29 protein-coding genes are annotated in these 25790 nt (G+C 71.5%); 17 read left to right on the top strand and 12 right to left on the bottom strand.

What is annotated here, in order from left to right:
* Window positions 1-10 precede the first annotated feature (10 nt).
* Window positions 11-436, bottom strand: a complete 426-nt coding sequence (locus BJK06_RS15205) for a DUF6892 domain-containing protein (protein ID WP_070418589.1) — start codon at window positions 434-436, stop codon at window positions 11-13.
* Window positions 437-574: 138 nt separating this feature from the next.
* On the opposite strand from BJK06_RS15205, the gene BJK06_RS15200 reads away from it, so the two are divergent.
* On the top strand, window positions 575-2050 hold the full coding sequence (locus BJK06_RS15200; RefSeq protein WP_070418588.1) for an APC family permease: 1476 nt from the start codon (window positions 575-577) through the stop codon (window positions 2048-2050).
* Window positions 2051-2166: 116 nt separating this feature from the next.
* Window positions 2167-2787, top strand: coding sequence for a hypothetical protein (locus BJK06_RS15195; protein WP_070418587.1), 621 nt, complete (start codon window positions 2167-2169; stop codon window positions 2785-2787).
* Between the two features lie 8 nt (window positions 2788-2795).
* On the opposite strand, the gene BJK06_RS15190 is transcribed toward BJK06_RS15195, so the two are convergent.
* The 3 genes from BJK06_RS15190 to BJK06_RS15180 form a co-directional block, all read right to left on the bottom strand.
* Window positions 2796-3248, bottom strand: coding sequence for a hypothetical protein (locus BJK06_RS15190; RefSeq protein ID WP_156794881.1), 453 nt, complete (start codon window positions 3246-3248; stop codon window positions 2796-2798).
* 95 nt (window positions 3249-3343) lie between these two features.
* The gene (locus BJK06_RS15185) at window positions 3344-3664 is read right to left on the bottom strand and encodes a hypothetical protein (protein WP_139219841.1); all 321 of its coding nucleotides are present in this window, start codon (window positions 3662-3664) and stop codon (window positions 3344-3346) included.
* A gap of 98 nt (window positions 3665-3762) precedes the next feature.
* A complete protein-coding gene (locus BJK06_RS15180; RefSeq protein ID WP_070418584.1) occupies window positions 3763-4143 on the bottom strand; it encodes a hypothetical protein in 381 nt (126 codons plus the stop codon).
* An 83-nt stretch (window positions 4144-4226) separates the two neighbouring features.
* Here BJK06_RS15180 and BJK06_RS15175 point away from each other — a divergent pair, with 83 nt between their 5' ends.
* Window positions 4227-4562 (top strand): hypothetical protein, encoded by a 336-nt coding sequence (locus tag BJK06_RS15175; RefSeq protein ID WP_156794880.1) that lies wholly within the window; start codon window positions 4227-4229, stop codon window positions 4560-4562.
* Window positions 4563-4571: 9 nt separating this feature from the next.
* Here BJK06_RS15175 and BJK06_RS15170 read toward each other — a convergent pair whose 3' ends face one another.
* Complete coding sequence (locus tag BJK06_RS15170) at window positions 4572-5060, bottom strand: DUF427 domain-containing protein (RefSeq protein ID WP_070418582.1); 489 nt, start codon at window positions 5058-5060, stop codon at window positions 4572-4574.
* A gap of 143 nt (window positions 5061-5203) precedes the next feature.
* On the opposite strand from BJK06_RS15170, the gene BJK06_RS15165 reads away from it, so the two are divergent.
* The gene (locus BJK06_RS15165) at window positions 5204-6631 is read left to right on the top strand and encodes an amino acid permease (RefSeq protein WP_070418581.1); all 1428 of its coding nucleotides are present in this window, start codon (window positions 5204-5206) and stop codon (window positions 6629-6631) included.
* 9 nt (window positions 6632-6640) lie between these two features.
* On the opposite strand, the gene BJK06_RS15160 is transcribed toward BJK06_RS15165, so the two are convergent.
* Together BJK06_RS15160 and BJK06_RS15155 are read right to left on the bottom strand one after the other, a co-directional pair.
* On the bottom strand, window positions 6641-7090 hold the full coding sequence (locus BJK06_RS15160; RefSeq protein WP_070418580.1) for a BLUF domain-containing protein: 450 nt from the start codon (window positions 7088-7090) through the stop codon (window positions 6641-6643).
* Window positions 7091-7151: 61 nt separating this feature from the next.
* Complete coding sequence (locus BJK06_RS15155; RefSeq protein ID WP_070418579.1) at window positions 7152-7457, bottom strand: hypothetical protein; 306 nt, start codon at window positions 7455-7457, stop codon at window positions 7152-7154.
* 86 nt (window positions 7458-7543) lie between these two features.
* Here BJK06_RS15155 and BJK06_RS15150 point away from each other — a divergent pair, with 86 nt between their 5' ends.
* Window positions 7544-8224, top strand: coding sequence for a hypothetical protein (locus BJK06_RS15150; RefSeq protein WP_070418578.1), 681 nt, complete (start codon window positions 7544-7546; stop codon window positions 8222-8224).
* 44 nt (window positions 8225-8268) lie between these two features.
* A complete protein-coding gene (locus tag BJK06_RS15145; protein ID WP_156794879.1) occupies window positions 8269-11559 on the top strand; it encodes a DEAD/DEAH box helicase in 3291 nt (1096 codons plus the stop codon).
* 12 nt (window positions 11560-11571) lie between these two features.
* Here the strand turns inward: BJK06_RS15145 and BJK06_RS15140 are convergent, their stop codons facing one another.
* On the bottom strand, window positions 11572-12351 hold the full coding sequence (locus BJK06_RS15140; protein WP_070418576.1) for an aldo/keto reductase: 780 nt from the start codon (window positions 12349-12351) through the stop codon (window positions 11572-11574).
* 33 nt (window positions 12352-12384) lie between these two features.
* On the bottom strand, window positions 12385-12930 hold the full coding sequence (locus BJK06_RS15135) for a cysteine hydrolase family protein (protein WP_070418575.1): 546 nt from the start codon (window positions 12928-12930) through the stop codon (window positions 12385-12387).
* Window positions 12931-13055: 125 nt separating this feature from the next.
* Here BJK06_RS15135 and BJK06_RS15130 point away from each other — a divergent pair, with 125 nt between their 5' ends.
* The 4 genes from BJK06_RS15130 to BJK06_RS15115 all read left to right on the top strand — a co-directional run bounded on the left by BJK06_RS15130 (window position 13056) and on the right by BJK06_RS15115 (window position 16078).
* Window positions 13056-13877, top strand: coding sequence for an HNH endonuclease family protein (locus BJK06_RS15130; RefSeq protein ID WP_070418574.1), 822 nt, complete (start codon window positions 13056-13058; stop codon window positions 13875-13877).
* Between the two features lie 121 nt (window positions 13878-13998).
* Window positions 13999-14802, top strand: coding sequence for an SDR family oxidoreductase (locus BJK06_RS15125; protein WP_070418573.1), 804 nt, complete (start codon window positions 13999-14001; stop codon window positions 14800-14802).
* A 92-nt stretch (window positions 14803-14894) separates the two neighbouring features.
* The gene (locus tag BJK06_RS15120) at window positions 14895-15563 is read left to right on the top strand and encodes a GPP34 family phosphoprotein (protein WP_070418572.1); all 669 of its coding nucleotides are present in this window, start codon (window positions 14895-14897) and stop codon (window positions 15561-15563) included.
* A gap of 86 nt (window positions 15564-15649) precedes the next feature.
* Entirely contained in the window at window positions 15650-16078 is a 429-nt protein-coding gene (locus BJK06_RS15115; RefSeq protein ID WP_070418571.1) for an SseB family protein, read from the top strand.
* 9 nt (window positions 16079-16087) lie between these two features.
* Here the strand turns inward: BJK06_RS15115 and BJK06_RS15110 are convergent, their stop codons facing one another.
* Both BJK06_RS15110 and BJK06_RS15105 read right to left on the bottom strand, forming a co-directional pair.
* Window positions 16088-19606, bottom strand: a complete 3519-nt coding sequence (locus tag BJK06_RS15110; protein ID WP_070418570.1) for a TM0106 family RecB-like putative nuclease — start codon at window positions 19604-19606, stop codon at window positions 16088-16090.
* 33 nt (window positions 19607-19639) lie between these two features.
* Window positions 19640-19873: a DUF1653 domain-containing protein gene (locus tag BJK06_RS15105; RefSeq protein WP_070418569.1), complete on the bottom strand. Its 234-nt coding sequence runs from the start codon at window positions 19871-19873 to the stop codon at window positions 19640-19642.
* Window positions 19874-19915: 42 nt separating this feature from the next.
* Between BJK06_RS15105 and BJK06_RS15100 the strand changes: the two genes are divergently transcribed.
* The 4 genes from BJK06_RS15100 (at window position 19916) to BJK06_RS15085 (ending at window position 22046) form a co-directional block, all read left to right on the top strand.
* Window positions 19916-20521 (top strand): TMEM175 family protein, encoded by a 606-nt coding sequence (locus BJK06_RS15100; protein WP_070418568.1) that lies wholly within the window; start codon window positions 19916-19918, stop codon window positions 20519-20521.
* Window positions 20522-20612: 91 nt separating this feature from the next.
* The gene (locus tag BJK06_RS15095) at window positions 20613-21104 is read left to right on the top strand and encodes a thioredoxin family protein (RefSeq protein ID WP_070418567.1); all 492 of its coding nucleotides are present in this window, start codon (window positions 20613-20615) and stop codon (window positions 21102-21104) included.
* On the top strand, window positions 21101-21577 hold the full coding sequence (locus tag BJK06_RS15090; RefSeq protein WP_070418566.1) for a DUF4395 domain-containing protein: 477 nt from the start codon (window positions 21101-21103) through the stop codon (window positions 21575-21577). Before BJK06_RS15095 ends, BJK06_RS15090 begins: the two co-directional genes overlap by 4 nt.
* 100 nt (window positions 21578-21677) lie before the next feature.
* Complete coding sequence (locus BJK06_RS15085; protein WP_070418565.1) at window positions 21678-22046, top strand: hypothetical protein; 369 nt, start codon at window positions 21678-21680, stop codon at window positions 22044-22046.
* 99 nt (window positions 22047-22145) lie between these two features.
* Here BJK06_RS15085 and BJK06_RS15080 read toward each other — a convergent pair whose 3' ends face one another.
* On the bottom strand, window positions 22146-23090 hold the full coding sequence (locus BJK06_RS15080; protein ID WP_070418564.1) for an ADP-ribosylglycohydrolase family protein: 945 nt from the start codon (window positions 23088-23090) through the stop codon (window positions 22146-22148).
* An 88-nt stretch (window positions 23091-23178) separates the two neighbouring features.
* Between BJK06_RS15080 and BJK06_RS15075 the strand changes: the two genes are divergently transcribed.
* The 3 genes from BJK06_RS15075 (at window position 23179) to murQ (ending at window position 25780) form a co-directional block, all read left to right on the top strand.
* Window positions 23179-23829 (top strand): NUDIX domain-containing protein, encoded by a 651-nt coding sequence (locus BJK06_RS15075; RefSeq protein ID WP_070418563.1) that lies wholly within the window; start codon window positions 23179-23181, stop codon window positions 23827-23829.
* Between the two features lie 138 nt (window positions 23830-23967).
* On the top strand, window positions 23968-24855 hold the full coding sequence (locus BJK06_RS15070) for a MurR/RpiR family transcriptional regulator (RefSeq protein WP_181015104.1): 888 nt from the start codon (window positions 23968-23970) through the stop codon (window positions 24853-24855).
* 10 nt (window positions 24856-24865) lie between these two features.
* Window positions 24866-25780, top strand: coding sequence for an N-acetylmuramic acid 6-phosphate etherase (gene murQ / locus BJK06_RS15065; protein WP_070418562.1), 915 nt, complete (start codon window positions 24866-24868; stop codon window positions 25778-25780).
* The last annotated feature ends 10 nt before the right edge of the window (window positions 25781-25790 follow it).

Raw genomic sequence — 25790 nt, 5'->3', positions numbered from 1 at the left:
TCGGCGCGGCTCAGGCGGAGCGGATCTCGACGCCCTTCGCGGCGAGCCGCTCGACCACGTGCGCGGGCAGCGGTGCCGCGGCGTACACGGTGCCGAGGGCCGGCAGGTCGAGCACGTCGTCCCAGTTCTGCGGGTCGTACCGGTCGTCCGAGCCGTCCCACCCCGGGTGCACGTCCTGCAGGACCTCGAGGTCCGAGTCGACCGTCAGCTCCGTCACGAGCGAGAGCTGCGACGGCAGGAGGTCGAGGTCGTCGTAGTACTCGCGCGCACGGTCGTCCTGCCCTTCGACGTCGAGGTCCTCGTCGCTCTCGTCGTCGTCCCCGGCGTAGGGCTGGAGGACGTCGAGGTCGTAGCAGAGCACGTCGAGCACGAGGAGCTTCGCGTTGAAGTCGGCGAACTCCACGGGTTCCTCGGTCGTGTTCGTCTCGTCGTGCATGGCTCGGAGCGTAGCCGTCGCCGCCCGAGAGCGCCCGGGGGCAGTGGGACGTGTCCGACGGAGCACGAGCATGTTGCGATCTGCGGCGATTTGCCTGTGAGACTGGACAGGATGACCCGAAGCGGAACAGGCTGACGCATGGCCACCACCAACACAGAGCGCCCGCAACAGGAGCAGCCAGAGCTCCGGCGGGTCATCGGTCCCAAACTCCTCCTGCTCTTCATCGTCGGGGACATCCTCGGCACGGGCGTCTACGCGCTCACGGGTCAGGTCGCGGCAGAGGTCGGCGGAGCAGCGTGGCTCCCCTTCCTCATCGCGTTCGCCGTGGCGCTGCTGACGGCGTTCTCGTACCTCGAGCTCGTCACGAAGTACCCGCAGACGGCCGGTGCGGCGCTGTACGTCCACAAGGCGTTCGGCATCCACTTCGTCACCTTCATCGTGACGTTCATCGTGATGTGCTCGGGGATCACCTCGGCGTCGACGGCCTCGCGGGCGTTCGCGGCGAACCTCGGCGCCGGCTTCGGGTTGGAGCTGCCGAACGCGGTCGTGATGCTCATCGCGATGGGCTTCATGCTTGCGGTGATGGCGATCAACTTCCGGGGCGTCAGCGAGAGCGTGAAGACGAACGTCGTCCTCACCCTGGTCGAGTTGTCCGGTCTCGTGATGGTGATCCTCATCGGCTTCTGGGCGATCGCCGGCGGCAACGCGGACTTCTCGCGCGTGGTCATGTTCGACACGCCGGAGGACAAGTCGCTCCTGCTCTCGGTGTCGACCGCCACGTCGCTGGCCTTCTTCGCCATGGTCGGGTTCGAGGACTCGGTGAACATGGCCGAGGAGACGAAGGACCCCTCCCGCATCTTCCCGAAGGTCATGCTCACGGGTCTCGGCATCACGGCCGTGATCTACGTGCTCGTGTCCATCTGCGCCGTGGCGGTCGTGCCGATCGGTGAGCTCGCCGGCAACGAGACGCCGCTCGTCACCGTCGTGCAGACGGCCGCGCCGGACTTCCCGATCGCTGACCTGCTGCCGTTCATCTCGATGTTCGCCGTGGCGAACACCGCGCTGATCAACATGATGATGGCGTCGCGGCTGCTGTACGGCATGAGCAAGCAGGGCGTCCTGCCCGGCTTCCTCGGGAAGGTCTCGCCGGCCCGCCGCACCCCGTCCACCGCGATCGTCTTCACGACGCTCATCTCGCTGCTGCTGATCGGGTGGGTCTCGCTCGACCCCGACTCCCCCATCGTCGTCGTGCTCGGCGGCACCACCTCGCTCCTGCTGCTGTCGGTGTTCGCGGTCGTGAACGCGTCGGTGCTGGTGCTGCGCCGCGACAAGGTCGACCACAAGCACTTCCGGGCCGGTGTCATCGTGCCGATCATCGGTGTCGTCACCTGCCTGTGGCTCGTGCTGCCGTTCTCGTCCGGCCGCGACCCGCAGCAGTACCAGATCGCGGGCGCGCTGCTCGCGCTCGGGATCCTGCTGTGGATCGTGACGTGGTTCACCCACGGGCGGAAGCAGACCGAGAAGGCACCCACCGGCCTCGTCACCGAACCGACGAAGGTGCAGCGCCCGAACGAGCCGACGCAGACCCGCGACCACGACCACCGCGACGTCTGACCCGCAAACGACCGAGCCGGTCCTCGGACACCCCCGATCGGGCGGGTGCGGTTCCCAGGCGGCGCACGTAGCCTCTTCGTGCTCCGCCTGACCCGCCCCGCTCGAGAGGACCCGCCATGCGCCGCGTCGGCATCACCCTCGCGTCGGTGTTCGGCGCGGGCGTCGTCGCGATCGGCATCGGCGTCGTGGTGGTCATCGTCATCGCCGTGAACTCGCTGACGGGTGCCGCCAAGGGTGTCGTCGCGGACCCGACCCCCACCTGCCCGGACGTCGCGACGAGGACTATCGGCGGCATCGTCGTCCCCGCGGGCCCCGTCGGCGGGTTCTGCCAGGACCGCCTGGTCAACGCCGCGTACGTCATCAGCGCCGCACAGGCCATGGGCATCGGACCGCACACCCAGGCGGTCGGCGTGATGACCGCCATCGGGGAGTCGAGCCTGGTGAACCTCGACCACGGGGACGCTGCCGGACCCGACAGCCGCGGGCTCTTCCAGCAGCGGGACAACGGCGCCTGGGGCACGTACGAGCAGCGGATGGACCCGTACACCGCGGCGTCGATGTTCTACACGAAGCTCGTGAAGATCCCCGGGTGGAAGACCATGACCCCGACCCAGATGGCGCACGCCGTCCAGATCAACTCGGACCCCGACCACTACGCGAAGTTCTGGCCCGAGGCGAAGTCCGTCGTCGAGGGCCTCACCGGGGAGACCGTCCCCGACACCGCACCCCAGGGCTGACCAGCACATCACGAGGCGAGCGGGAGCGGACCGTCGTCCACCGGCTCGACGTCGTCGAGCGACACGATCGCGACCCCGCCGGTGTGCACTGCCACCTGCGCACGGAGCCGGACGTGGTGCTCCTCGAACGCGCAGGCGCACGCGTCGACCCACTCCCAGTCGACCGGGAACAGCCGGGACTCCCCCGGGCGCTCCCAGACCAGCACGACCTCGGCCGCGCCGACCTGCACGAGGACGTCCCCGACCAGCGCGGCGAAGTCCTCGACGTGTTCGTCGGGTCGCCACGGCAGGTCGGAGATCGGCATGACGAACGACACCGGCACGGCCCGTTCGTCGAGGAAGAGCACCCAGCACTGCCGGGTGATCGGGCGTTCGACGAGCGCGGTCACGAGGTCCACCACGTCGTCGTCGGTGCGGGCAGGGGTGCGGATGAGGCGGTCGAGCATGTCGGTGTCTGGCATGCCCTCAGCGTCGCCGAGACCACTGCACCGCACCGCGACCAGACGCACATCTGTGGACGACCGCCGCGCGGGGCCGCCCTGTGGAGGAACGACCCTCAGATGCCGTGGGTGATCGCGCTGTCGACGAGCAGGATCGCGCCGAAGAACACCGCCACGACGGCCGCGATGCCGACGAGGGCGAACGGCCACGAGAGCCGCCGCCGAACCAGTCGCAGCACGCACACCACGAGCGCCGCGACGAGCACGAGGGCGACGAGCACCGGCCCGACGTAGACGACCGCACCGCCGAGCGTCTCGTCGCAGGAGTTGCCGGGAGCGCCGCACGAGCTGAACGCCAGCGACAGGAACACGATCCCGCCGCCGGCGACCACCGACTCCGCTGCCAACAGCACCAGCAGCACGACCGTCGCGACCACGTCCGCGACGCGACGGCCGCCTGCCAGGGGGTGTCGCGCCTCCCGTCCGAAGGCCGCCGGACCGGACCCGAGCGGATCCGCGACCACGGGGGCTTCCATCACCCTCGCCGCCCGCGCGTGGACCAGAGGGCCCAGGCGATGAGGACCGGCTGACCGAACAGGCGGCCGATGCGCTTGACGTCCGTGTCGAGCCCGAAGGCGTCGCGACGGTTCAGCCACTGGGAGATGTTCCCGGGGAAGATCGCGGTGAAGAAGAGCGCCGCCACCGTGCCGACGAAGCGACGCGAGCGACGGGGTGCGAGCACGAGGGCGCTGCCGAGGCCGATCTCCGCGATGCCGGAGGCCAGGACCGTGGTGTCCTCGTCGAGCGGGACGAAGTCGGGCACCTGGGCGCGGAAGTCCTGCCGGGCGAAGGTGAGGTGGCTCGTGCCGGCGAAGACGAGCGCGAGGCCGAGCAGGACGCGGAGGAAGGATCGCATGCCTCCATCGTGCCCGTGCCGGACGGCCACCGCACGCGCCGCACGGCGTGCCGGACCGCCTCCGCCCCGCTAGGTTCGGACGCATGGGAACAGCCTCCCGCGACCACGAGCCACCCGCAGCACCCGCCGTCGTGGCCGCGCTGCTCGGTCCGATGGCGCTCTACATGGGGTTCATCGTCCCCGCGGCCTCGATGGGGCGGCACGTCGTGCTCGGTGCGGTGTTCGGCATCGTGTGCATCGCCAGCGGCTGGCGCGCACTGTCGATCGCACGGCGGACCCAACGAGGCGTGCGGGTCTGGTCGTGGATCGGGATCGTCCTCGGCGTGCTCGGGCTCGTGATGCTCGTGTGGCAGCTGCTCGTCATCGTGACCGACGGCGCCTTCCCCTCCCCGTTCTGGACGCCGTACGCCCACCGCTGACGCGGACCCTCACCACCCGAGCGTGCCCGGCGCACCCTTGAACGGTCCGACCACCCGCGAGGTGATCCACCCGCCGTAGAAGTCCCCCTCCTGCGCCTGGACCACCTCGCCGCCGACCTCGCACGAGTCCATCGCCGACGGGTAGATCGCCACCCGGTCGCGCAGCTGCTCGTAGCCCGGCTCGGGCGTCGGGTAGTTCCACGCCGCCCGCGGAGCGACCACGTCCCCGCCCACCACGTCGAAGTACCGCGCGCGCCCCTTGAACTCGCACATGCTCGACCCCTCGGCCGGCCGCAGGTCGAGGTCGGCCATCGGCACGTAGTACACCGGCGGGTGCGAGGTCTCCAGCACCCGCACCGCGTCCGTCGTGTCCACGACCACCTCGCCGCCGAGCCGCACGACCACGCGTTCGGGCACCGGCTCCACGGCGGGAGGCCTCGGGTAGTCCCACACGGACTCCTGGCCGGGGGCGGGCTCGGTACGGTTCGGTCGGCGCATGGGTCACGTCTACGCCGCCTCCCTGCCCGCGGGCCTGGAGGCGCGGCTCGCCCCCGCCCCCCCCCCCCGGCCCGGCCCGTCCGTGGTCGCCCAGGGCGCGGGCGCGGCGGACGCGCGGCGCCCGCAGGGTGCAGAGTGGGCGCGTGACGACGACGACACGCACCCTCTTCCGACGGAAGCCGATCGAGACGATCGACGACGAGACCGGTGGCGACGGCGGCCTGAAACGGCACCTCGGCCTCTGGCAGCTCACCGCGATCGGCATCGGCGGCATCATCGGCGCGGGCATCTTCACCCTCGCCGGCACGGTCGCGAACGGCGTCGCCGGCCCCGCGGTCCTCATCAGCTTCCTCGTCGCCGGTGTCGCGAGCGCCGCCGCTGCCCTGTCGTACGCCGAGTTCGCCGGCCTCATCCCGAAGGCCGGCAGCGCGTACACGTACGGCTACGCGGTCCTCGGCGAGATCGTCGGCTGGTTCATCGGCTGGGACCTGCTGCTCGAGTACACCGCGATCGTGGCGGTCGTCGCGATCGGGATCTCCGGCTACGTCGGGTTCCTCGTCGGCCAGTTCGGCATCGACCTGCCCGCCTGGATGCTCGGCGCACCGGGCACCGGCGACGGCCACGTGATCGACGTGTTCGCGATCATCCTCTGCCTGCTCACCGCGTTCGTGCTCACCCGCGGCATCCGCAGCGCGGCACGGTTCGAGTTCGTCGCCGTCGGCATCAAGGTCGCCCTCGTCGTGCTCATCGTCGTGCTCGGCGTGTTCCACATCAACAGCGCGAACTACTCGCCGTACTTCCCGTTCGGGTTCGGCGGCGTGATGACCGGTGCCGCGACGGTGTTCTTCGCGGTGTTCGGCTACGACGCGATGTCCACCGCCGCCGAGGAGTCCACCGACGCCCGCAAGCACATGCCGAAGGCGATCCTGCTGTCGCTCGGCATCTCGATGGTCCTCTACGTCCTCGCGACCCTGGTGCTCACCGGGATGCAGAAGTACACCGACATCGATCCCGCGTCAGGCTTCTCGTCGGCGTTCGCCTCGGTCGGCCTCGGCGGGGTGGCCAACATCATCGCGATCGGCGCCATCGTCGGCATCATCACCGTGCTCGTGACCTTCATGCTCGGTGCGAGCCGCGTCTGGTTCTCGATGAGCCGCGACGGCCTCATGCCGAAGTGGTTCGCGAAGACCGACCCGAAGCGCCACGTGCCGACCCGCGTCACGTGGATCCTCGGCATCGCGTCGGCGATCCTGGCCGGCGTGCTTCCGATCGGGGTCGTGGCCGAGCTGACGAACATCGGCATCCTGCTCGCCTTCGTGGTGGTCTGCTCCGCCGTGATCGTGCTGCGCTACCGCCAGCCCGACCTCGACCGGCAGTTCCGGCTGCCGTTCATGCCGGTGATCCCGATCATCGGCGTCATCGCGTCGCTGTGGCTCGTGACGTTCCTGCAGTGGGAGACGTGGGTGCGCTTCGCGGTCTGGTTCGCGATCGGCCTCGGCGTGTACTTCGGCTACTCCCGTCGGCACAGCAAGCTGGCGACCGGCGAGGCGACGGGCAAGCCGATCGTCTGACCGGACGGGCTACGCGTCCCGGCGGTGCTTTCCCTTCGCCGCCGTCGGGTCGGCCATCGGGTGGTTGCGGAACCACCGCAGCAGCTCCCGGGACCGGCCGGAGTCGGCGCTCTGGTCGCCCGAGGTGAGGAAGTCACTGAAGCCCTCCGGCGTCGCAGCGCCCTCGACGTCGCGGTCGTACGCCATCGACCACTCCGGGAAGCGCCGGGTGTGGATGGACTCCTCGGCGAGGAGCCGCACCTCGTCGTGGCGCTCGTCCGCGAGGATCCGCTGGTACGTCGACAGCACCTGCTCGTACGGTCCCTCGAGCAGCTGCATGAACCGCCCGTTGCGGTGGACGAGCAGCCCGGTCAGACCGTCGGCGGTGTTCCGGGCACGGGCGTGGGCGAGCACCTCGTCGAGGGCGTCGTCGTCGAACGGCTCCGTGGCCGCGCTCATGTAGACGAGTGACTGCAGCATGCCGTCGATCCTGCCCGCTCCCGCGCGCCCGCGACTCCCCCAGAACGGGACGACGGCCGCCCTACGACCGGATCTCGCGCATGTTCTGGGCCTGCCACCCCTCGGGGATCGATGCGCGGAAGGCCTGCAGCGCCTCCTCGTAGGTCTGCCCGGTCGCCTCGTGCGGCCGGGTCTCCTTGGAACGGGCGATCGCACGCACGGTGGTCTCGCCGGTCGCCTTGCTCGTGACCGCGTTCACCTGCTGCAGCTCGAACCCGTGCAGGTCCAGGGCCTCGACCGCCGCCGTGCGCGCCGCCTCGATGTTCTCGCCGCTGCCCTCGGCCTCCGTCGTCGCGGTCGAGCGCAGTTCTCCTCGCAGTGTCGTCACCCACCCAGTATCGCGGCCCCCGGACAGGGTCTGTCGCACGCGGGTGCCGCACGCCATCATCGGGAACGCCGATCCGGAGGAGTTCCATGCGCCGCACCACCCTCACCGCAGCACTCGTCGTCAGCGTCGCCGCCGTGGCGTCGTCCCTCGTCGGTGTCGCGCCGGCGCAGGCCGCCGGGATGCCCGCAGCGATGAAGGCGCAGTACGACCACCAGTACGGCACGTTCACCCCGTTCACGAAGTCGGGCAGCCGGAACGCCACGATCGTGCTCCCGCAGAACGCCCGCAGCGGGATCATCGTCGCGACGTTCACCCCGGCGGATGCCGAGCACACCGAGTTCGAGGTGCACGAGCTGAACAGCAAGGGCGGCCCGACCGGTTCGAACCCCATCGGCCAGGGCGGCAAGTACACGGGCCGTGTCGCCTACGGCACCGACTCGTGGCGGAAGCCCGCCGCGCTCAAGGTCGAGGCCAGGGGGCAGTGGACCCTGCGGTTCAGCCAGGTCTCGAGCGCCCCCGCCCTGACGACGTCGGGGCACGGCGACAACGTGATGCTCTACTGGGGCTCCTCCGCCGCCCGGCAGTTCCGGTGCACGACGACTCGTGTCGCGACGTGCATGCTCCGCGAAACCCTGCTCCGCAACGACTACGAGACCATCCCCGCCAGCGACGACGGCTCCGGCAAGGACCTCTCGAAGCGGATCACCCTGTCGAAGGGCCCGTCCGTCCTGCAGCTGAACGCCGGCAGCACGTGGTCGATCCGCTGACCCGGCGAGCGCCGGAGGTCGGTGGCACCTGGCACGATTGACCCGTGCCAGCCGCCCCGATGATCGACGCCGTCGACGTCATCCGTTTCGTCGGGCCACAGGCGTTCGGCCGCGCGCGGGACCTCGTCCGGGCCGGCCTCGTCGACGACGCCGTCTGGCACGACGACGACGGCACCGTCACCGGCGCGGTGTCGGGCTCCGCCGACGACCCGTACGAACTCCGCATCGAGACCAGCCCGGCCCGCGGCGAGTTCGTCCGTCCGGTCCGCAGCACCTGCACCTGCCCGCTGGGCGGCGACTGCAAGCACGTCGCCGCAGCCCTGCTCACCATCAACGCCCGCGCACTCGCCGCAGCCGCCGGCCCGAAGCCGGAACAGCCGGCTCCGCCGCCCTCGGACTGGAGGCACGACCTCGCCCGCCTCGCCGGCGACGACGAGCAGGTGGCCGAGCCGCAGGGCACCCCCATGGGACTGCAGTTCGAGTTGCGTGACGCGGTCTCCGCCCGGCTCGCCTCGCGTGCGCGAGCCGCCGGTCGCGCGCTGCCGACTGCCTCGCGGTCGGTGCGGCTCGGCGTCCGCCCGGTGACCCGCAGCGACGCCGACAACTGGGTGCGAGGGCAGCTGACGTGGGGCACGCTCCCCTACTCGATGAACCGGCTCGGCCTCTCCCCCGAGCAGCACGCCTGGTTCGTCCAGTTCGCCGCGCTCCACCGCGCCGGGCAGCTCGCCGGGCTCCCGGGCGAGGCCGACTGGATCCACCTCGACGACTTCGGCAGTCCGCTGCTCTGGCCGCTCCTCACGCAGGCACCGGCACTCGGCATCGCGTTCGTCACCGGCAAGCGCGAGGGCGGTGCCGTGCTCGGAGCCGAGGCACGTGTGCTCCTCGACGTCGCCCGGCAGGACGGCGGACTCGTGATCGGTGCGAGCGCGGTCCTCGACGGCCGACCGGCGGCTCCCGGCACGGCCCGGACGATCGGCGACCACGGCGTCTACGTCTTCCGCGAGAGCCCCGAGTTCCACGTCGCGTTCGCCCCGACGGTCACCCCCGTGCCGGAGGACCAGCGGCGCATGCTCGTCGACGGCGCACGGATCACCGTTCCGGAGCCCGAGGTCGCCGAGTTCCTCGCCGACTGGTCCCCGCGACTCCGTGGCGCGCTCGGCCTCGTCAGCGCCGACGGCTCCGTCGAGCTGCCCGAGCGCACCCCGCCCGAGCTCGTGCTGACGACGACCTTCGAGCCGGCCCGGGCGCCCCGCACGGACGACCGCGTGCACCTGCAGTGGCGCTGGCACGTCGACGGGCGGAAGGACCCCGTCGCGCTGCACGGCCCCCTCCCGGAGCTCTCCGGGCTGCGCGCGGCCGACGACACGGCCGGCCCGACCGGACCCGGCGGCGGACTCGCGTGGTTCGAGGACGGCACGATCGACGGCGCCGACGTCGCGGTGTTCGCGAACGAGCTGTTGCCGGAGCTGCCGGCGCTCGGCGTCCGCACCGTCGTGCAGGGCGAACGCGTCGACTACGAACGGCTGACCGGTCGGCCGCACATCCGCGTGACGACCATGCCGTCGGACAAGCACGACTGGTTCGACCTCGGCATCTTCGTGTCGGTGAACGGCAAGCAGGTGCCGTTCACGCCGCTGCTCCGGGCGCTCGCGAAGCGGGACCGGCGGATGAAGCTCATCGACAACTCCTACCTCTCGTTGTCCGACCCCGCGTTCGACCGACTGAAGGAGCTCATCGACGAGGCGCGCGACCTCGACGAGTGGGAGCCCGACCAGCCGATGACCGTGACGCCGCTGCAGGCCGGGCTGTGGTCCGAGTTCGACCAGCTGGCCGACGAGACCTCGCACGACGAGCGGTGGGAGGCGATCGCGGCGGGGCTGCTCGGGGCGACGCCACCGGAGTCGGTGCTCGTGCCGGACTCGGTGCACGCCGAGCTCCGGCCGTACCAGCACACCGGGTACGCCTGGCTGTCGTTCCTGCTGTCGCACGGGGTCGGCGGGGTGCTCGCGGACGACATGGGTCTCGGCAAGACGCTGCAGGTCCTCACGACGATCGCCGCCGCGCGCGAGTCCTCTCCGGACGCGCCGCCGTTCCTCGTCGTCGCGCCGACCTCGGTCGTCGGCAACTGGGCGGCGGAGGCAACCCGGTTCACGCCGTCGCTGCGCGTCACCACGATCGGCGCGACGACGCTGAAGGACCCCGGGCTCGTCGCACGCGCGGCTGCTGCGTCCGACATCGTCGTGACGTCGTACGCGCTGCTCCGGCTCGACGCGCAGGCGTACACCGACCTGCCGTGGGCGGCCCTCGTGCTCGACGAGGCGCAGTTCGTGAAGAACCCGCAGTCGCAGACGCACCGGGTGGCGGTCGACCTCCGCGCGCCGGTGAAGTTCGCGATCACGGGCACACCGCTCGAGAACGGGCTGACGGACCTCTGGGCGCTGTTCCACATCGTCGCGCCCGGGCTGCTGTCGTCGTGGTCGCGGTTCGGGGACGACTACGTGAAGCCGCTCGGTTCGCCGGACCTCCGCGGCGCCGCCCGTCAGGAGCTCACCGCGCGGCTCCGACGGCGGATCCGGCCGCTCATGCTCCGGCGGACGAAGGAGAGCGTCGCCGCCGACCTCCCGCCGAAGCAGGAGCAGGTCGTCCGGGTGACGCTCGATCCCGCGCACCGGACCCTGTACGAGACGACGTTGAACCGGGAGCGCCTGAAGGTCCTCGACCTCATCGACGACCTCGCGAAGAACCGGATGATCGTGTTCCGGTCGCTGACCCTGCTGCGGATGCTCGCGCTGTCGCCGGCGCTGGTCGACGGTTCGCGAGAGGACCTGTCCTCCGCGAAGCTCGACCTGCTGCTCGACGAACTCGAACAGCTCGCCGCCGAGGGTCGCCGCGCCCTGGTGTTCAGCCAGTTCACCTCGTTCCTCCGCATGGTGGCCAGCGCCCTCGACGACCGGGGCGTCGGCTACGAGTACCTCGACGGCTCGACGAGGCGCCGTCCCGAGGTCATCGACCGCTTCCGGAACGGCACCGCCCCGGCGTTCCTCATCTCGCTCAAGGCCGGTGGCTTCGGGCTGACCCTGACCGAGGCGGACACCGTGTTCGTGCTCGATCCGTGGTGGAACCCCGCCGCCGAGAACCAGGCGGTCGACCGGACGCACCGCATCGGCCAGACCCGTTCGGTGAACGTGCAGCGGTTCATCGCCGAGGACACCATCGAGGAGAAGGTCCTCGCGCTCGCGGCGAAGAAGGTCGAGCTGTTCGCGACGATGATCGACGACGACGCCCTCTTCGCCGAGGACCTCACGGCCGACGACATCCGCTCCCTGCTGGCCTGACGCGGCCGAGGGTCAGCGGGCGAGGGCGTCGATCGCGGCGACCTCGTCGGACGACAGCTCGATCCGGGCACCGGCGGCGTTCGACCGGATGCGCTCGGGGTTCGACGACTTCGGGATGACGACGAACCCGTGCGCGACGTGCCAGGCAACGATGACCTGCGCGCTGTCCGCGTCGTGTGCGGTCGCGATGTCGACGAGCGTCGGGTCCTGCAGGTTGCTCGCCTTGAAGGGGCTGTAGCCCTCGAGGACGACCCCGCGGGACGCGAGCCCGTCGGCCACGGCGCGGTCGAACTCGACGGGGCTCCACTTGATCTGGTTCACGGCCGGGGCAGTCCCCGTGGCAGAGGTGATCTCGTCGATCTGCGTGAGGGAGTAGTTGCTCACCCCGACCGCCTTCGTGAGGCCGTCGGACTGCGCCTGGACGACCTGCTCCCACACGTCCGGGCGTGCCTCGCCGTTCGGCGGCCAGTGCACGAGCCAGAGGTCGAGGTGGTCGAGGCCGAGCTGGTCGAGGCTCTCCTCGATGGTCTCCCGCACGCGGTCGGCGTTGTCCGGCGGCAGCTTGGTCGTCACGAAGACGTCGTCGCGGGCGAGTCCGGACTCGGCGACGGCCTTCCCGACGCCGCGCTGGTTGCGGTACCCGGTGGCGGTGTCGATGTGGCGGTACCCGGCCGCCAGTGCTTCGCCGACGGCGGCGGGCGCCTCGGCGTCAGGGATCTGCCAGGTGCCGAAGCCGAGGAGCGGCATCGACCCACCGGTGACGGACACGGACGGGTTCGCGTAATCGGTCATGCACCCGTGTCTACGCCGTGCCCGCGGAACGGTTCAGAGCGAGGCGGTCCACTCGGCGACGGTGACGACCTCGGCCTGCCGCGGGAACACCTTCTCGGTGAGGACTCGGTGGACCTCCGCGTCGCCGTCGGCACATGCGTCCGAGAGGACCGTCAGCCCGAAGTCGAGGTCGGCCGCCTGGCGCAGCGTCGAGAGGACGACGCCGCTCGTGGCGATCCCGGCGAGCACGAGGTCGCGGACCTCGAGGCCGCGGAGCAGCACCTCGAGGTCGGACCCGGCGAAGGCACTGACGCGGAGCTTCGTCACGACGAGGTCGTCGTCCCCGACCCCGAACGCGCTGTGCACGTCGGTCGACCCCGGAGTCTGGGACCCGATGCGCTCCCGCATCCCGCCGAACATCTTGTTCGTGCGCGCGGCCTCGGGGGCGCCCGGCCGGAACGCCACGCGGACGAAGACCACGGGGATGCCGCGCTCCCGGGCGGCCGAGACCGCTGCCGTCGCTGCAGCCAGGGCCTCGTCCGTGCCGAGTCGTTCGACGATGCTGTTCTGGTAGTCCATGACGAGGAGTGCGGTGCCCACCTCGTGGACGCTACTCCGGCTGGCCGGGAGGCCGACCCTCCGCCGGGGTCCGGGGCGATGTCCGACGTGTCCGGCATCATCGTCGGTGCACCGCACCACCGCACCACCAGGAGCTCCACCCACGCATGACGTCCCGCCGACGCCGCACCCGCACCCGCACCAGCCTCACGTCCGTCCTCGTCGTCCTCGCACTCGCCGTCGGCGGGTACGCCCTGCACACCGCGGGCATCATCGCGCCCGACGCCGAAGCCGCACCGGCGACGACCAGCGCGCCCACGGGGACCGACGCCCCCACCATCGAGACGGAACCGGGCGCGCCGGGGACGACCCGCGCCTCCCGAACCGACGCGCCGAGCGCGACGACCGCGCCGAGCGCGACCGACGCCGACGCCGCAACAGCAGCCACCGCGCGGGCCGAACTCGCCGCCCTGCCGGTCAAGGGCAAGGCCCCCGCCACCGGGTACGACCGGGTCGGTGATTTCGGCACCGCGTGGCTCGACGTCGACCGGAACGGCTGTGACACGCGGAACGACGTGCTGGCGCGGGACCTCTCGGCGACCACTCGCCAGGGCCCCTGCCGGGTGCTCACCGGGACGCTCGTGTCGCCGTACACCGGGGCGACGATCGGCTTCGTGCGCGGCGAGACGACCTCCACCCTCGTGCAGATCGACCACGTCGTCGCGCTCGAGAACGCCTGGCGGACCGGGGCCCAGCAGCTCTCGCAGCGTGAGCGGGAGTCACTCGCCAACGATCCGGCGAACCTGTTCGCAGTGGACCAGCACTCGAACGCGCAGAAGCGTTCCGGCGACGCCGCGACCTGGCTGCCGGCGGACAAGTCGTTCCGGTGCACGTACATCGAGCACCAGGTGGCGGTGAAGACGAAGTACCGCCTGTGGGTGGCCCCGGCCGAGCACGACGCGATGGTGCGGATCCTGCGGACCTGCTGAGCGCGGCCGCAAGACAACAGGTGTAGCCTATCTCCCGTCGATGCGAATGCATCGTTCGGACTCGCTGCTCCACCGCGGACCCCGAGCCCTTCACCGTCGAAGACCTCAGGAGGCCTCCCCCATGACCGCAACCAGCTCCCCCACGGCACGCTTCAGCGACCGCGTCGTCCTCATCACCGGCGGCGGCTCCGGCCTCGGCCGTGCGACCGCCGTCCGTCTCGCCGCCGAGGGCGCGAAGCTGTCCCTCGTCGACGTCTCCGCCGAGGGACTCGAGGCCTCGAAGGCCGCCGTGCTCGAGACCACTCCCGACGCCGAGGTCCTCACCACCGTCGCCGACGTCTCGAACGAGGCCCAGGTCGAGGCCTACGTCACCGCCACCACCGAGCGCTTCGGCCGCATCGACGGCTTCTTCAACAACGCCGGCATCGAAGGCAAGCAGAACCCGACCGAGTCGTTCACCGCCGCCGAGTTCGACAAGGTCGTCTCGATCAACCTGCGCGGTGTGTTCCTCGGCCTCGAGAAGGTCCTGAAGATCATGCGCGAGCAGGGCTCCGGCATGGTCGTCAACACGGCGAGCGTCGGCGGCATCCGCGGCATCGGCAACCAGTCCGGCTACGCCGCCGCCAAGCACGGGGTCGTCGGTCTCACCCGCAACTCCGCCATCGAGTACGGCCGCTACGGCATCCGCATCAACGCCATCGCCCCCGGCGCGATCTGGACGCCGATGGTCGAGAACTCGATGAAGCAGCTCGACCCGGAGAACCCCCGCAAGGCCGCCGAGGAGTTCATCCAGGTCAACCCTTCCAAGCGCTACGGCGAGGCGCCCGAGATCGCCGCCGTGGTGGCCTTCCTGCTGTCCGACGACGCCTCGTACGTCAACGCCACGGTCGTCCCGATCGACGGCGGGCAGTCCGCCGCGTACTGAGTCACGCAGCCCGGCGCGCGGCCACCTCGACGTGCGCTGGGCATCGGCCTGGAGGCGCGGCGCACCCCCGCCCCGCGTGGCAGGCTGCGGACATGGCTGAGCAACTCACGGTCCCGCAGGCGTTCGCGCTCCTCCAGATCGAGTCCGACGGGCGGAAGTCCACGGACGTACAGACCCTCGACGCCGGGCTCGCCGGTGCCGTCCTCGCGGACCTCGCCCTGCGCGGCGTCGTCTCGCTGCAGGACGGCTTCGTCACCGTCGTGAACGGTGCGGCCACCGGCGACCCGGTCCTCGACGGCGTCGTCGGCACCATCGCGGCCGCCGACAAGCCCCGCAAGGCGAAGTGGTGGATCACCCGCATCGGCAAGCGACCGCTGCGGGACGACGTGTTCGCCGGGCTCATCGCACGTGGCCTCATCACGCTCGAACAGGGCAAGACGCTCGGCATCTTCCCCACGACGAAGTACCCGGAGCGCGACGGTGGCCCCGAGGCGCTCCTCCGCGCCGGCATCGGCGACGTCCTCGCCGGGCGCGCCGAACCCACGCCGTTCGCCGCCGCCGTCATCGGCCTGCTCGACGCGACCAGCACGCTCCGCAAGCAGTTCGGCAAGGTCGACCGGGCCCTCGTGAAGGAGGTCACCTCGGGCGGCTGGGCCAGCCCCGCGGTCAAGGCCGTGCTCGAGGACATCCAGACGGCGGCGATCATGGCGACGGTGGCGGCGAGCACCGCGGCGACGACGGCGACGATCTCCTCGAGCTGAGCCCGACCGCCGACGTCCGTGCTGCGACGTCGTGACGACCCCGCCGGCCGTGACAGCATGGTCGACGACCCCCGGGAGGGAACCGCATGAGCACCAACGACCAGACCGGATCCGCCTTCGGCCGCGGCGTCGACAAGACCCCGCCGACCGCCGCCGCCGAACTCCGGCGGCGCATGGCGACCTCGCCGGCCGGCTTCCTCCGCAGCGCCGCGTGGGTGCCGTGGCGACCCGCGGACGCTCCGGACGGCGGAAGCGTCGCGCACGTGGTCATCCGCGAGAAGCCGTTCGTCCCGGTGTTCACCGACCCCGCCGAACTCGCCGCCGGCCTGCCCGACACCGAGGGCCGTCCGGTGTCGATGTCCGAGCTCGTGACGGCGCTGCCGGAGGAGTTCGGCATCGTGGTCGACCCCACGAGTGCCGCCGAGGCGAACTTCCTGCACGCCGACGTCCTCGCGGGCATGCGCGCGCAGATGCAGAGCGGTGTCCAGCTCGACGAGGACCCCGACCAGGGCTGACCCCGTCGCCTAGCGGCCGCTCGGACCCGGCTCGACGAGCTCGATGAACCGGGACAGCAGCGACAGCCCGGCGATCGAGGGCGGCAGGCCCGTCGCCAGCGCCGGCGAGTACACGAGGTACGCCGCCCACTTCGCCCGCGACAACGCCACGTTCAACCGGTTCGGCATGAGCAGGAAGTCGAGCCCACGCGGGATGTCGGCTGCGCTCGACGCCGCGAGCGACACGATCGACACGACGGCCTCGCGCCCCTGGAACAGGTCCACCGTGCCGACCTGCGTCCCCCGCAGTCCTGCACGGTCCAGGGCGTCACGGATCACCGCTCCCTGGGCGTTGTACGGCGCGACGACGATCACGTCCTCGTCCGTGAGCACGCGTTCGGTGTCACCGTCCACCCACCGCCGACCGACGACGTCCTGCGCGAGGGCGACGACCCGAGCCGCTTCCTCCGCCGAGGACGTGGTGTTGCCGGCGTGCACGATCGGCTCCGGGTGGACGCCCGCGCCGATGCCGTCGAGGTGTCGCCCGGACACCATCGACGCGAGCTGCCCGTCGTAGGACAGCGCCGACACCGACGCCGTGAGTGCCGGCTCCATCCGCCGGGTCCGCGCCAGGAAGTAGCCGAACGCCTCCGGCAGCACGTGTTGGCCGTCGGCGAGCCAGCCGAGCGCCGACTCGTCGACGGGCTCCGGGTGGGACCCCTGCGACACCTGCGGCAGCTGCTGCGGGTCCCCGAGGAGGAGCAGGCGCGTCGCGGCGATCGAGGACGCGATCGTCGGCGCGAGGGAGAACTGCCCGGCCTCGTCCACCACGAGCAGGTCGAGGGAGCGGCGCGGGATCGTGCCCTCGTTCGCGAAGGTCCACGCGGTCCCGCCGACGACCCCGCCCGTGCCGGTCTCGGCGCAGGACGACAGGAACGCAGCCACGGCGGCGTTGTTCTTCACGGGCGTCCACGGTGCCGACTCGACGTCGTCCGGGTCCGCTCCCGCCCGGGGCACCTTCACCACGCGGTCGGCGGGCACCCCGGCCTGCACGACCGACGCCAGGAAGTTCTCCGAGGTCGCGTGCGACTGCCCGACGACCCCGACGCGCCAGCCGTACTCGCGCACCAGCCGCGCGACGACGTTCGACCCGACGTACGTCTTGCCCGTCCCCGGAGGGCCTTGGATCGCCAAGTACGACCGGTCGAGGCCGAGCAGCGTCGCGACCACGGCCGACACCGTGTCGTCCCCCTGCACGGGCACGATCGGCCCCCGCGGCGGGACCCGGCGGAGGAGGTCGAGCGCCGGATCGGGCAGCATCGCGGGCAGGGCGTCGAGGACCGCCTGTCCCCACTCCGCGATCGCCTCGGGCTGGGGCTTCGCTCGCGGTGGTGCTGCCGGCGCGAGGGCGGCCGGGAAGTCCTCGTGCGGCGAGCCGCCGACCGGCAGGCTCTCCTTCATGAGCACCTCGAAGCCGTCACCGTCCTCGAACGCGTCCAGCACGACCGCGCGGGCCGACGCGCCCTTCGAACCCGGCGCCGGAGCGGCGATCGACGGCGGGAGCGGGTCGTCGTAGACGAGGTGGGGCGTGCCTCCTGGACGGAGCCGCGAACCGGGCGCGAGCGTCCCCGACAGCCGGATCTCTCGGGACTGCGACCGGGCGCGCGGCAGCGTGTCCCAGTCGCGCTCGACCGACGCCCGCTCGACGACCAGCACGTCGCGGGTGTCCGCCCACTCGTCCACCGGGTTCCGCAGGCGGTCGAAGTGGTCCTGCCAGAAGGTCTTCGCCTCGCGCCGGTGGTAGTCGATCGCGGCTGCGGCGAGCGCCAACGCCGTCTGGTCGGGCGTCCGGTCGAGGGCGTCGACCCCGTCGAGCTGCGCGGCGAGCGCCGTGTACACGGGGTTCGGTTCGCGGTCGACCGGGATCGGCGGGAGGAGTTCGTCCGGCTCGGCAGCGACGGGCGCGGACGAGGACGCGCGAGCTGTCGCTCGGAGCGACAGGAGCCAGTCGCGCAGACGGAGGGTCGACCGGCAGTCGTAGGCGTTGTAGTCGGCGACCTCGTCGAGCATGTGCTGCCCGGCGACGGCGTCGCCGTTCCGGAGCTCCTCGATCGCGTCGACGTACGCCGTGATGCTGTCCGCCGCGTTCGTCACATCGCTGAGCCGCAGGTCCGAACCCATGTAGAGCGGCTCGAGCTTCTTGATGGAGTAGCTGCGGCTGCCGACCACGAGCGCCTTGCGCACGATCGGGTACAGGTCGACGAGGACCCCGGCGCGGAGCAGGTCGTCGACGGCTTCTTCCCCGACGCCGTGCCGGGCAGCGAGGGACAGCAGGTGCGTCCGCTCGTACGCCGCGTAGTGGTAGATGTGCATCCCCGGGTACTGCTGCCGCCGAACCTCGATGAAGGCGAGGAAGTCCAGCAGCGCCTGGCGCTCGTCGCGGATCGTGTGCGCCCAGAACGCCGTGAAGCGTGCATCGGGGTCGACGAGCCCGAACAGGTAGTCGAGTCCCCAGTGGACGCCGTCCTCGGTGTGGAGCGGGTCCCCCTCGAAGTCGAAGAACACGTCGCCCGGGTCCGGCGTCGGGATCGCGTCGAGCGCGCGGGCGTCGAGCACCTCGAAGAGCGGCTTGGTCGTCCCGGTCGCCTGGGCACCGTCGGCTGCGGTCCGCGCGTGCTCGGTGTCGACCTGGAGGCGCGCCTGACGCACCAGCCGCGCTTGCGTCCCGCGCGGGAGACCGGGCACGGCCGTGGTCCGGTCAGCCAGCTCGTCGATCGTCCGCACCCCCTGCCGGATGAGCTTCGTCCGCTGGTCGAGTCGCATGCCCGCGACGAGGACCAGGTCACGGTGCTCGGCGACCTGTGTCGTGCACACGTCGCACCGGCCGCACGACGAGTACCGCGGGTCGGCCCACTGCAGCGGCTCGGTCTCGGTCAGGCGCTCAGCGATCACCCGCTGCAGCTCGGCGCGCTGCGTCCGGTACACCGGCGCGATGTCGGCGAGGTCGTGCGTGGTGGTCGTCCGGTCGCCGAGCACGAGGTGGACCTGCTCGCCGGTGGGGATGCCGTGCGCCTGCATCTGCTCGGCGTACGCGGCCAGCTGCAGCAGGGCGCTGATCTTGGCGTGGCGCGCGAGCTTGGTGTCGTACACCTCGTACCGGCCGCGCTCGTTCCGCATGATGAAGTCCGCGAAGCCGATGAAGCCGGGCGCCCCTGCCGTCGGCGGCGCGAAGAAGGTCGGTTGGTAGAGGACGTCCGCGCCGGTGCGCATCGCGTCCAGCGCGGCCGCCGCTGCCGACGGGTACTCGGCCGGCGCCGGTCGGTCGAACTCGACGACGTCCCGCGTGTCCTTCAGGATGGCGAGGTAGTCGAGCTCGTGCTGGTCCCCCAGGCGTGCGGTGCGCTCGAGCATGTCGTCGTGCGACTCGGGCAGGGGCTCGCCCCGGCCGAGCTTCACGTCCATGCGCCGGAGGAACGCCCACTCGCAGGCCGCCCACGTCGAGAGGTCGCTCGGGCTGAGCAGGACCTGCCCGTCGCCGCCGATCTGCATGCGTCTCCCCCGTCTCCTCGGTGCCCTGCGAGCCTAGGCCCGCCCGCCGACACCGTCCGTCCGCACGAAGCGCGGACCCTCATACCCGTCACGCGACACCCACGCCGTGAAGTCCGCGAGCGACCGCACCCAGTGCCCGCGCTCCCCGTACAGCGCCTGGTAGACGACCACCGGCTCCTCGGTCTCGACGTCCCGCGCCACGAGCACCACCTCGTACTCGCCGCCCTTGAAGTGCCGGTACCGTCCAGGCGTCACATCGTCGACCATCCTCCCGATGCTAGGGCCGTCGCGGTCCCTAGACTCGGCTCCATGACCGAGCCGGCACGCACCGAACGTGGCCTCGACCGCCTCGTGAACTTCTCCGACGCGACCGTCGCCATCGCGATCACGATCCTGATCCTCCCGCTCGTCGACCTGGCCGGCGAACTCAGCGGGGGTCGGGGCGCCGGAGACCTCCTGCAGGAGCACTGGCCGGCGCTCCTCGAGTTCTTCATCACGTTCTGGGTCATCGCCCGCTTCTGGACGCTGCACCACCAGGTGTTCGAGCACGTCCGCTCGTACAACATCCGCGTGATGCAGCTCAACTTCGTGTGGCTCGTGAGCATCGCGTTCCTGCCCTTCGCCGCGAACCTGCTCAACACCGAGGTCGAGGGCGACCGGGTCGCACACGCCCTCTACCTGGGCAGCATGGTCGTGACGAGCCTCACGCTGACTGCGATCGAGTGGGAGCTCCGCCGTTCCCCGGAGCTGCTGTCCTCGCCGCTCGGCGACTGGCGGAAGGGTCCGATCGCCGCCGTGCTGCTCGCCCTCGCGCTCGTCCTCTCGATGATCTTCCCGTCGATCGGCCTGTACTGGGTGCTCCTCCTGGTCCTGCAGGGCACGCTGGGCCGACTGCTGCCGAAGCCCCGCACCTGACCCGACCGGACCGGACGCCGCCCGGATGCCGCGGCTCGTCACACGCGGTCATGTCGGCGCTCCCGAGCGTCCGAGGACGTACCGTCACGACATGACCGTCGCCGCAGCAGTCGCCGTCCTCGTGGGAGTCCTCGCACTCGCCACAGTTATCGGCCTGCTCCTGCGCGCCCGGACCGGCCGAGCCCGCCCCACGCGGACGAAGGACACCCGCACCACCACCACCGATCCGACGACCGCCGACCTCGCCCCCGCCGAGGCCTTCGGCACCGAGGCCACCCTCGTCCAGTTCTCCACGCCGACCTGCGCCCGCTGCCCGGCCACCCGTCGCCAGCTCGACACCCTCGCCGCCGAGCACCCCGGAGTCACCCGTCTCGAGATCGACCTCGCGGAACGCCCCGAGCTCGCCCGACGCTTCGCCGTCATGCAGACCCCCACGGTCCTGCTCCTCGACCGAGGCCGCGCGGTGCACACCCGGTTCGGCGGTCCGCCACGACCCGCCGAGCTCACCGCAGCCCTCGACGCCGTCCTGCCAGCACCAACAGCAGCAGCACCAGCAACGACTCCCGGAGACGAGTCCCCATGACCGCCACGAACGACCCCGCCCGCGGCATCGACCCCCGTTCCCCGAGGTTCGGCGCCGCCATCACGACCGTCCTCCTCGCGGCGACGGTCGTCCTCACCCTGATCCCCACGACGTGGCCGATCGGTATCGCACTGCTCGCCGTCATCGTCGTGCTCTTCGCCATCGGCGGCATCGCCGGCATCCGCCGCCACCCCTACGGCGCGTTGTTCCGGCGGCTCGTCCGCCCGAAGCTCGGCCCGCCCGCCGAGCTCGAGGCCCCGGAACCCCCGACCTTCGCCCAGCAGGTCGGCCTCGTCATCACGGCCCTCGCCCTCGTGCTCGCGCTCGTCTGGGTCCCGTACGCGGCCCCCGTCGGTGCGGCGATCGCGCTCGTCGCCGCGTTCCTCAACGCCGTCTTCGACGTCTGCATCGGCTGCCTCCTCTACGTGTGGCTGGTCCGCGCAGGCGTCTTCCGGCAGCGATCCGCGGTCTGATCACGGGCCAGGAGGCGCGACCCACCTCCGCGACGCAGGTCGCGTCGTCGAGGTGATCCGCGCCTCCTGGCATCCGTGCCCCGTCTCGTAGGCTGACCGCATGGGGGACCACACCACACCACTGCTCAAGAAGGTCGCGACCTACCTCGCCGACCACGAGAACTCCGGCGCGGCCGACATCATCCCCGGCTACGCGCCCCCGACCAGCTCCCGCCCGAGCCGCCGGATCGAGGTCGGCGGACGCCTCACCCTCACGCCCGAGGTCATCTGGTTCCACGCCCACCCGCTCAACTTCGCCCGCTCCGACTTCGGGATCCCCGTCGAGGAGATCGCCCGACTCGACGACGTGTCGAGCGGCCTGCGGAAGAAGGTCCGGATCACCCTGCGGAGCGGGATCGAGCCGACCTTCCTGATGTGGGGCATCCCCCGGTTCATCGAGGCGGTGGAGCGGGCGCGCAGCGCGCTCTGAACGGACGGACTGGAGGCGCGGCTCGCCCCCGCCCCACAGGTGGCGGCGGAGGATCCCCCCACGACATCCTCCGCCGCCACGACTCGAGAGCGCGACGGCTCAGTGCGTCGCGAGCGCCTGCTCGCTCAGCGCGACCAGATCGTCCGCGCGGAGGCTCGGCCACCCGTGCAAGAGCTCGCGCCACTCGGCCGGCAGCGCAGCCGCGCCGTACAGCGCACCCGCGAGCCCGCCGGCGATCGCAGCCACCGTGTCGGTGTCGTTCCCGGTTCGGACCGCGCGGACGAGGGCGTCCTCGAGCGACGAACTCCGCTTGACCGCCGAGTACGCGGCCTGCATCGCGGACACCACCCACCCGTTCGAGTCCGTGAAGTCGACCGGCTCGGAGTGCTCCGCCGTGACGAGCCGGTCCACCCACAGCCGACGCTTCTCGAGGTCGAGCAGGTCGAGGCCCCGCAGCACGTCGAGCTCGCCGGTGAGCACCGTGTGCCGGATCGCCACGCACCAGAGCACGCAGGCGTCCCCGGCGTCCGACTCGTAGTGCGTGAGGTCGCTGATCGCCCGGGCGGCCTCGGCGAGCCGCAGTTCCTCGTCGGCCGCACCGGTCAGGTACCCGAGCACGAGCGGTGCCGTCCGCATGAGCGATCCGTTGCCGGCCGACTGCCCCTTGTACTCGTGTTCCTGCCGGGCCGCAGCGCGTGCGTGGGAGGCGACCCGCGCCTCCAGACCCGTGAGGACGTTGCGCGTCTGGATGCCGACGTCGGGCGCGGTGACGGCCCACGCTGCCCAGGCCGCGACGAGGCCGTCGAGCGCTTCCTCGGATGCCGGGTCGCCGCCGCGCGCGAGCGTGCGGAGGATCGGGACGGCCATGCTCGTGTCGTCCGTCCACTCCCCCGGAGCCCAGCCGAACGAGCCGCCGCCGGCCATCCGGATCGGGGTGGGTTCGGGGACGGCGGGGCGGAACTCGTAGCCCGCGCCGAGCGCGTCGCCCGCGGCGGAGCCGATGACGGCGCCGATCGCCCGGTCGGTCTGTTCGGTGGTCAGCATGGCCGCCTCCTCAGGTTTGCGCGGAATTGCGTAAACCCGAGTCTGCACGATCGTCGCAGTTTGCGCAAGTGTGCGTAAACTCGCTGCCATGGCGAACCAGTACCGCGACGCAAGCGGCAAGCGGCTGACCGACTACCCGCGGCCGTCCGTCGCCGTCGACACCGCGGTGCTGACGGTGCCGACCGGGGGCGATCTCTCCGTCCTGCAGGTGTGCGACGCGACCGACGGCGACTGGCGGCTGCCGGGGACGTTCGTGCACGAGGGCGAGCGGTTGGCGGCGGCGGTCCTGCGGTCACTGTCCGACAAGGCCGGCGTGACGGGGCTGGCGCCGACGCAGCTGCACGTGTTCGACGACCCCGCGCGGGACGACCGGGGATGGGTGCTGTCGGTGGCGCACCTCGACGTGGTGCCCTTCTCAGCGCTGTCGTCGTCGTTGAACCCGTCACAGGCGCGGCTGGTCCCGGTCGACACCGCGACGGGGATGGTGCACGGGCACGACGACATCGTGGCGTTCGCGGTGGCCTCCTTGCGGGCGTCGTACGCTGCGGCACCCGATCCGCGAGGCCTCCTGGCCGAGCCATTCACGATGTCGGAGCTGCGGCACGCGCACGAGGCCGTCCGTGGCGAGCGGCTCCTGCCCGACTCGTTCCGCCGGGCGATGCTGCCGCTGCTGGTCGACACGGGGTCGCGCGCTGCCGCGGGCCCGGGCAAGCCGGCGACCCGGTACCGGCGCGCCTGAGGTCGCCTGCTTGGTGAGCAGAAACGGTCGGGTCCGAGGCGCCGACCCGACACTTTCTGCTCACGGAACGCGTCGACGAAACACGAAAGTAACTTGCAGCACTGGCGACTGTCGGTGCAATGCGCTTTCATGGAGCGCATGACGATCGCTGACCGTACCGACCGCGCCGACGCGTTCGCCCTCGTCCGGACCCAGTCCGGTTCGATGCCGACGAGCATGCGCGCGATCGCCGATGCCGTCCTCGACGACCCCGGCACCGCGGCCACCACGAGCGCCGCCGAACTCGCCGACCGCGCCGGGGTGTCCCCCGCGACCGTCTCCCGCTTCGCCCAGCACCTCGGGTTCGCGAACTTCGCCGCACTCCAGCGCAGCATGACCCGGGCCGTCGAGCGGGGCATCCATGAGCGGCGCGAAACCGAGATCCACGCGGGCGTCAGCGTCGACGACGACGTCACCACCGTGATCGCGAAGGTCACCGAGGACGTCCGCGCCGTGATGAGCGACACGCGCGCCACGCTCGACCCGTTCACCCTCGAAGCCGCAGCGGTCCGCATCAGCGAGGCCCGGCGGGTCGTCCTGTACGGCGTCGGCGCGAGCGGCATCGTCGCCCGCGACCTCCACCTCAAGCTCGAACGCATCGGCATCGCGAGCTCGATCGCGGACGACCCGCACAACGCCCTGACCCTCGCGAGCGTCCTCGGCCCGAAGGACGTCCTCGTCATCACGAGCCACTCCGGCACCACGGTCGAGGCGCTCGAGGTGGCCACCGAGGCCAAGATGCACGAGGCCACCGTCGTCGCGATCACCGGCCACGCCACCTCGCCGCTGACCCACCACACCGACCACGTCCTGCTGGGCGTGGCCGGCGCCGAGAGCGATCTGCGCCCCGCCGCGATGGGCAGCCGGATGAGCCAGCTCGCCATCGTCGACGCCCTGTTCATCGTCGTCGCCCAGCGCACCGACGAACGCTCCCGCCCGCTCCTCGCGCGCAGCCGCCACGCGGTCCGCACGCACCACCGTTCCTGAATCGAGCACCATGCACCACCACGACGACCTCCGCGAGGAGCTGCAGCACCTCGCGACCGAGGCCACCGATTCGTCCCTCGACGACATCGACCTCGTCTCCACCCTCGAGGCTGCCCAGCGCATGAACGCGCTCGACCGCAGCGTGCCCGCGGCGCTCGAGCCGTGCCTCCCGGCCATCGCCCTCGCTGCCGACTCGATCGCCGCAGCGTTCTCGCGCGGCGGCCGCCTGATCTACGTCGGCGCCGGCACGCCGGGCCGGCTCGGCGTCCTCGACGCCAGCGAGTGCCCGCCCACCTTCGGCACCGACCCCTCGCAGGTCGTCGGCGTCATCGCCGGCGGTTCCGTCGCCCTCACCACCGCCGTCGAGGGCGCCGAGGACGACGAAGCAGCCGCCGTCCGCGACCTCGACGCGCTCGGCCTGACGGCCGACGACGTGGTCGTCGGGATCAGCGCGTCCGGCAGGACGCCCTACGTCATCGCGGCCATCCTGGAGGCGCGGCGCAGGTCCGCCCTGTCCGTCTCCGTCGCGTGCAACCCCGACTCGGCCGCGGGGCGGGAAGCCGACATCGCCATCGACGTGGTCGTCGGTCCCGAGTTCATCGCCGGGTCGACCCGCCTGAAGGCGGGGACCGCACAGAAGCTCGTCCTCAACATGCTCACCACGCTGGCGATGGTGCGCAGCAACAAGACGTACGGCAACCGGATGGTCGACGTGCGTGCGACGAACGAGAAGCTCGTCGCACGGTCGTTCTCGCTCGTGCAGGACGTGACCGGGGCTGCTCCGGCCGATGTCGCCGCAGCCCTCGATGCCGCGGACGGCGAGGTCAAGACGGCCATCGCGATGATCCTCACCGGGTCGTCCGCTTCCGTCGTCCGTTCTCGGCTCGCTGCTGCTGACGGTTCCCTGCGCGCCGTCCTTTCCTGATTTCTCTCGT

Origin of the sequence: Curtobacterium sp. BH-2-1-1 (genome assembly GCF_001806325.1) — a bacterium.
Lineage (GTDB): Bacteria > Actinomycetota > Actinomycetes > Actinomycetales > Microbacteriaceae > Curtobacterium.
The sequence above is the reverse complement of the archived record's forward strand: the minus strand, read 5'-3'. Positions and strand labels throughout refer to the sequence as shown.

Excerpts from the sequence above, each read along its gene's own strand:
- BJK06_RS15160 (WP_070418580.1), bottom strand. The coding sequence starts at position 7,090 with ATGCTGCAGTCACTCGTCTACATGAGCGCGGCCACGGAGCCGTTCGAC.
- BJK06_RS15190 (WP_156794881.1), bottom strand. The coding sequence starts at position 3,248 with ATGCCAGACACCGACATGCTCGACCGCCTCATCCGCACCCCTGCCCGC.
- BJK06_RS15095 (WP_070418567.1), top strand. The coding sequence starts at position 20,613 with ATGACCGTCGCCGCAGCAGTCGCCGTCCTCGTGGGAGTCCTCGCACTC.
- BJK06_RS15120 (WP_070418572.1), top strand. The coding sequence starts at position 14,895 with ATGGCTGAGCAACTCACGGTCCCGCAGGCGTTCGCGCTCCTCCAGATC.
- BJK06_RS15090 (WP_070418566.1), top strand. The coding sequence starts at position 21,101 with ATGACCGCCACGAACGACCCCGCCCGCGGCATCGACCCCCGTTCCCCG.
- BJK06_RS15115 (WP_070418571.1), top strand. The coding sequence starts at position 15,650 with ATGAGCACCAACGACCAGACCGGATCCGCCTTCGGCCGCGGCGTCGAC.
- BJK06_RS15140 (WP_070418576.1), bottom strand. The coding sequence starts at position 12,351 with ATGACCGATTACGCGAACCCGTCCGTGTCCGTCACCGGTGGGTCGATG.
- BJK06_RS15105 (WP_070418569.1), bottom strand. The coding sequence starts at position 19,873 with ATGGTCGACGATGTGACGCCTGGACGGTACCGGCACTTCAAGGGCGGC.
- BJK06_RS15195 (WP_070418587.1), top strand. The coding sequence starts at position 2,167 with ATGCGCCGCGTCGGCATCACCCTCGCGTCGGTGTTCGGCGCGGGCGTC.
- BJK06_RS15075 (WP_070418563.1), top strand. The coding sequence starts at position 23,179 with ATGGCGAACCAGTACCGCGACGCAAGCGGCAAGCGGCTGACCGACTAC.
- BJK06_RS15150 (WP_070418578.1), top strand. The coding sequence starts at position 7,544 with ATGCGCCGCACCACCCTCACCGCAGCACTCGTCGTCAGCGTCGCCGCC.
- BJK06_RS15070 (WP_181015104.1), top strand. The coding sequence starts at position 23,968 with ATGACGATCGCTGACCGTACCGACCGCGCCGACGCGTTCGCCCTCGTC.
- BJK06_RS15085 (WP_070418565.1), top strand. The coding sequence starts at position 21,678 with ATGGGGGACCACACCACACCACTGCTCAAGAAGGTCGCGACCTACCTC.
- BJK06_RS15200 (WP_070418588.1), top strand. The coding sequence starts at position 575 with ATGGCCACCACCAACACAGAGCGCCCGCAACAGGAGCAGCCAGAGCTC.
- BJK06_RS15170 (WP_070418582.1), bottom strand. The coding sequence starts at position 5,060 with ATGCGCCGACCGAACCGTACCGAGCCCGCCCCCGGCCAGGAGTCCGTG.
- BJK06_RS15100 (WP_070418568.1), top strand. The coding sequence starts at position 19,916 with ATGACCGAGCCGGCACGCACCGAACGTGGCCTCGACCGCCTCGTGAAC.
- BJK06_RS15205 (WP_070418589.1), bottom strand. The coding sequence starts at position 436 with ATGCACGACGAGACGAACACGACCGAGGAACCCGTGGAGTTCGCCGAC.
- BJK06_RS15125 (WP_070418573.1), top strand. The coding sequence starts at position 13,999 with ATGACCGCAACCAGCTCCCCCACGGCACGCTTCAGCGACCGCGTCGTC.
- BJK06_RS15080 (WP_070418564.1), bottom strand. The coding sequence starts at position 23,090 with ATGCTGACCACCGAACAGACCGACCGGGCGATCGGCGCCGTCATCGGC.
- BJK06_RS15175 (WP_156794880.1), top strand. The coding sequence starts at position 4,227 with ATGGGAACAGCCTCCCGCGACCACGAGCCACCCGCAGCACCCGCCGTC.
- BJK06_RS15180 (WP_070418584.1), bottom strand. The coding sequence starts at position 4,143 with ATGCGATCCTTCCTCCGCGTCCTGCTCGGCCTCGCGCTCGTCTTCGCC.
- BJK06_RS15110 (WP_070418570.1), bottom strand. The coding sequence starts at position 19,606 with ATGCAGATCGGCGGCGACGGGCAGGTCCTGCTCAGCCCGAGCGACCTC.
- BJK06_RS15130 (WP_070418574.1), top strand. The coding sequence starts at position 13,056 with ATGACGTCCCGCCGACGCCGCACCCGCACCCGCACCAGCCTCACGTCC.
- murQ (WP_070418562.1), top strand. The coding sequence starts at position 24,866 with ATGCACCACCACGACGACCTCCGCGAGGAGCTGCAGCACCTCGCGACC.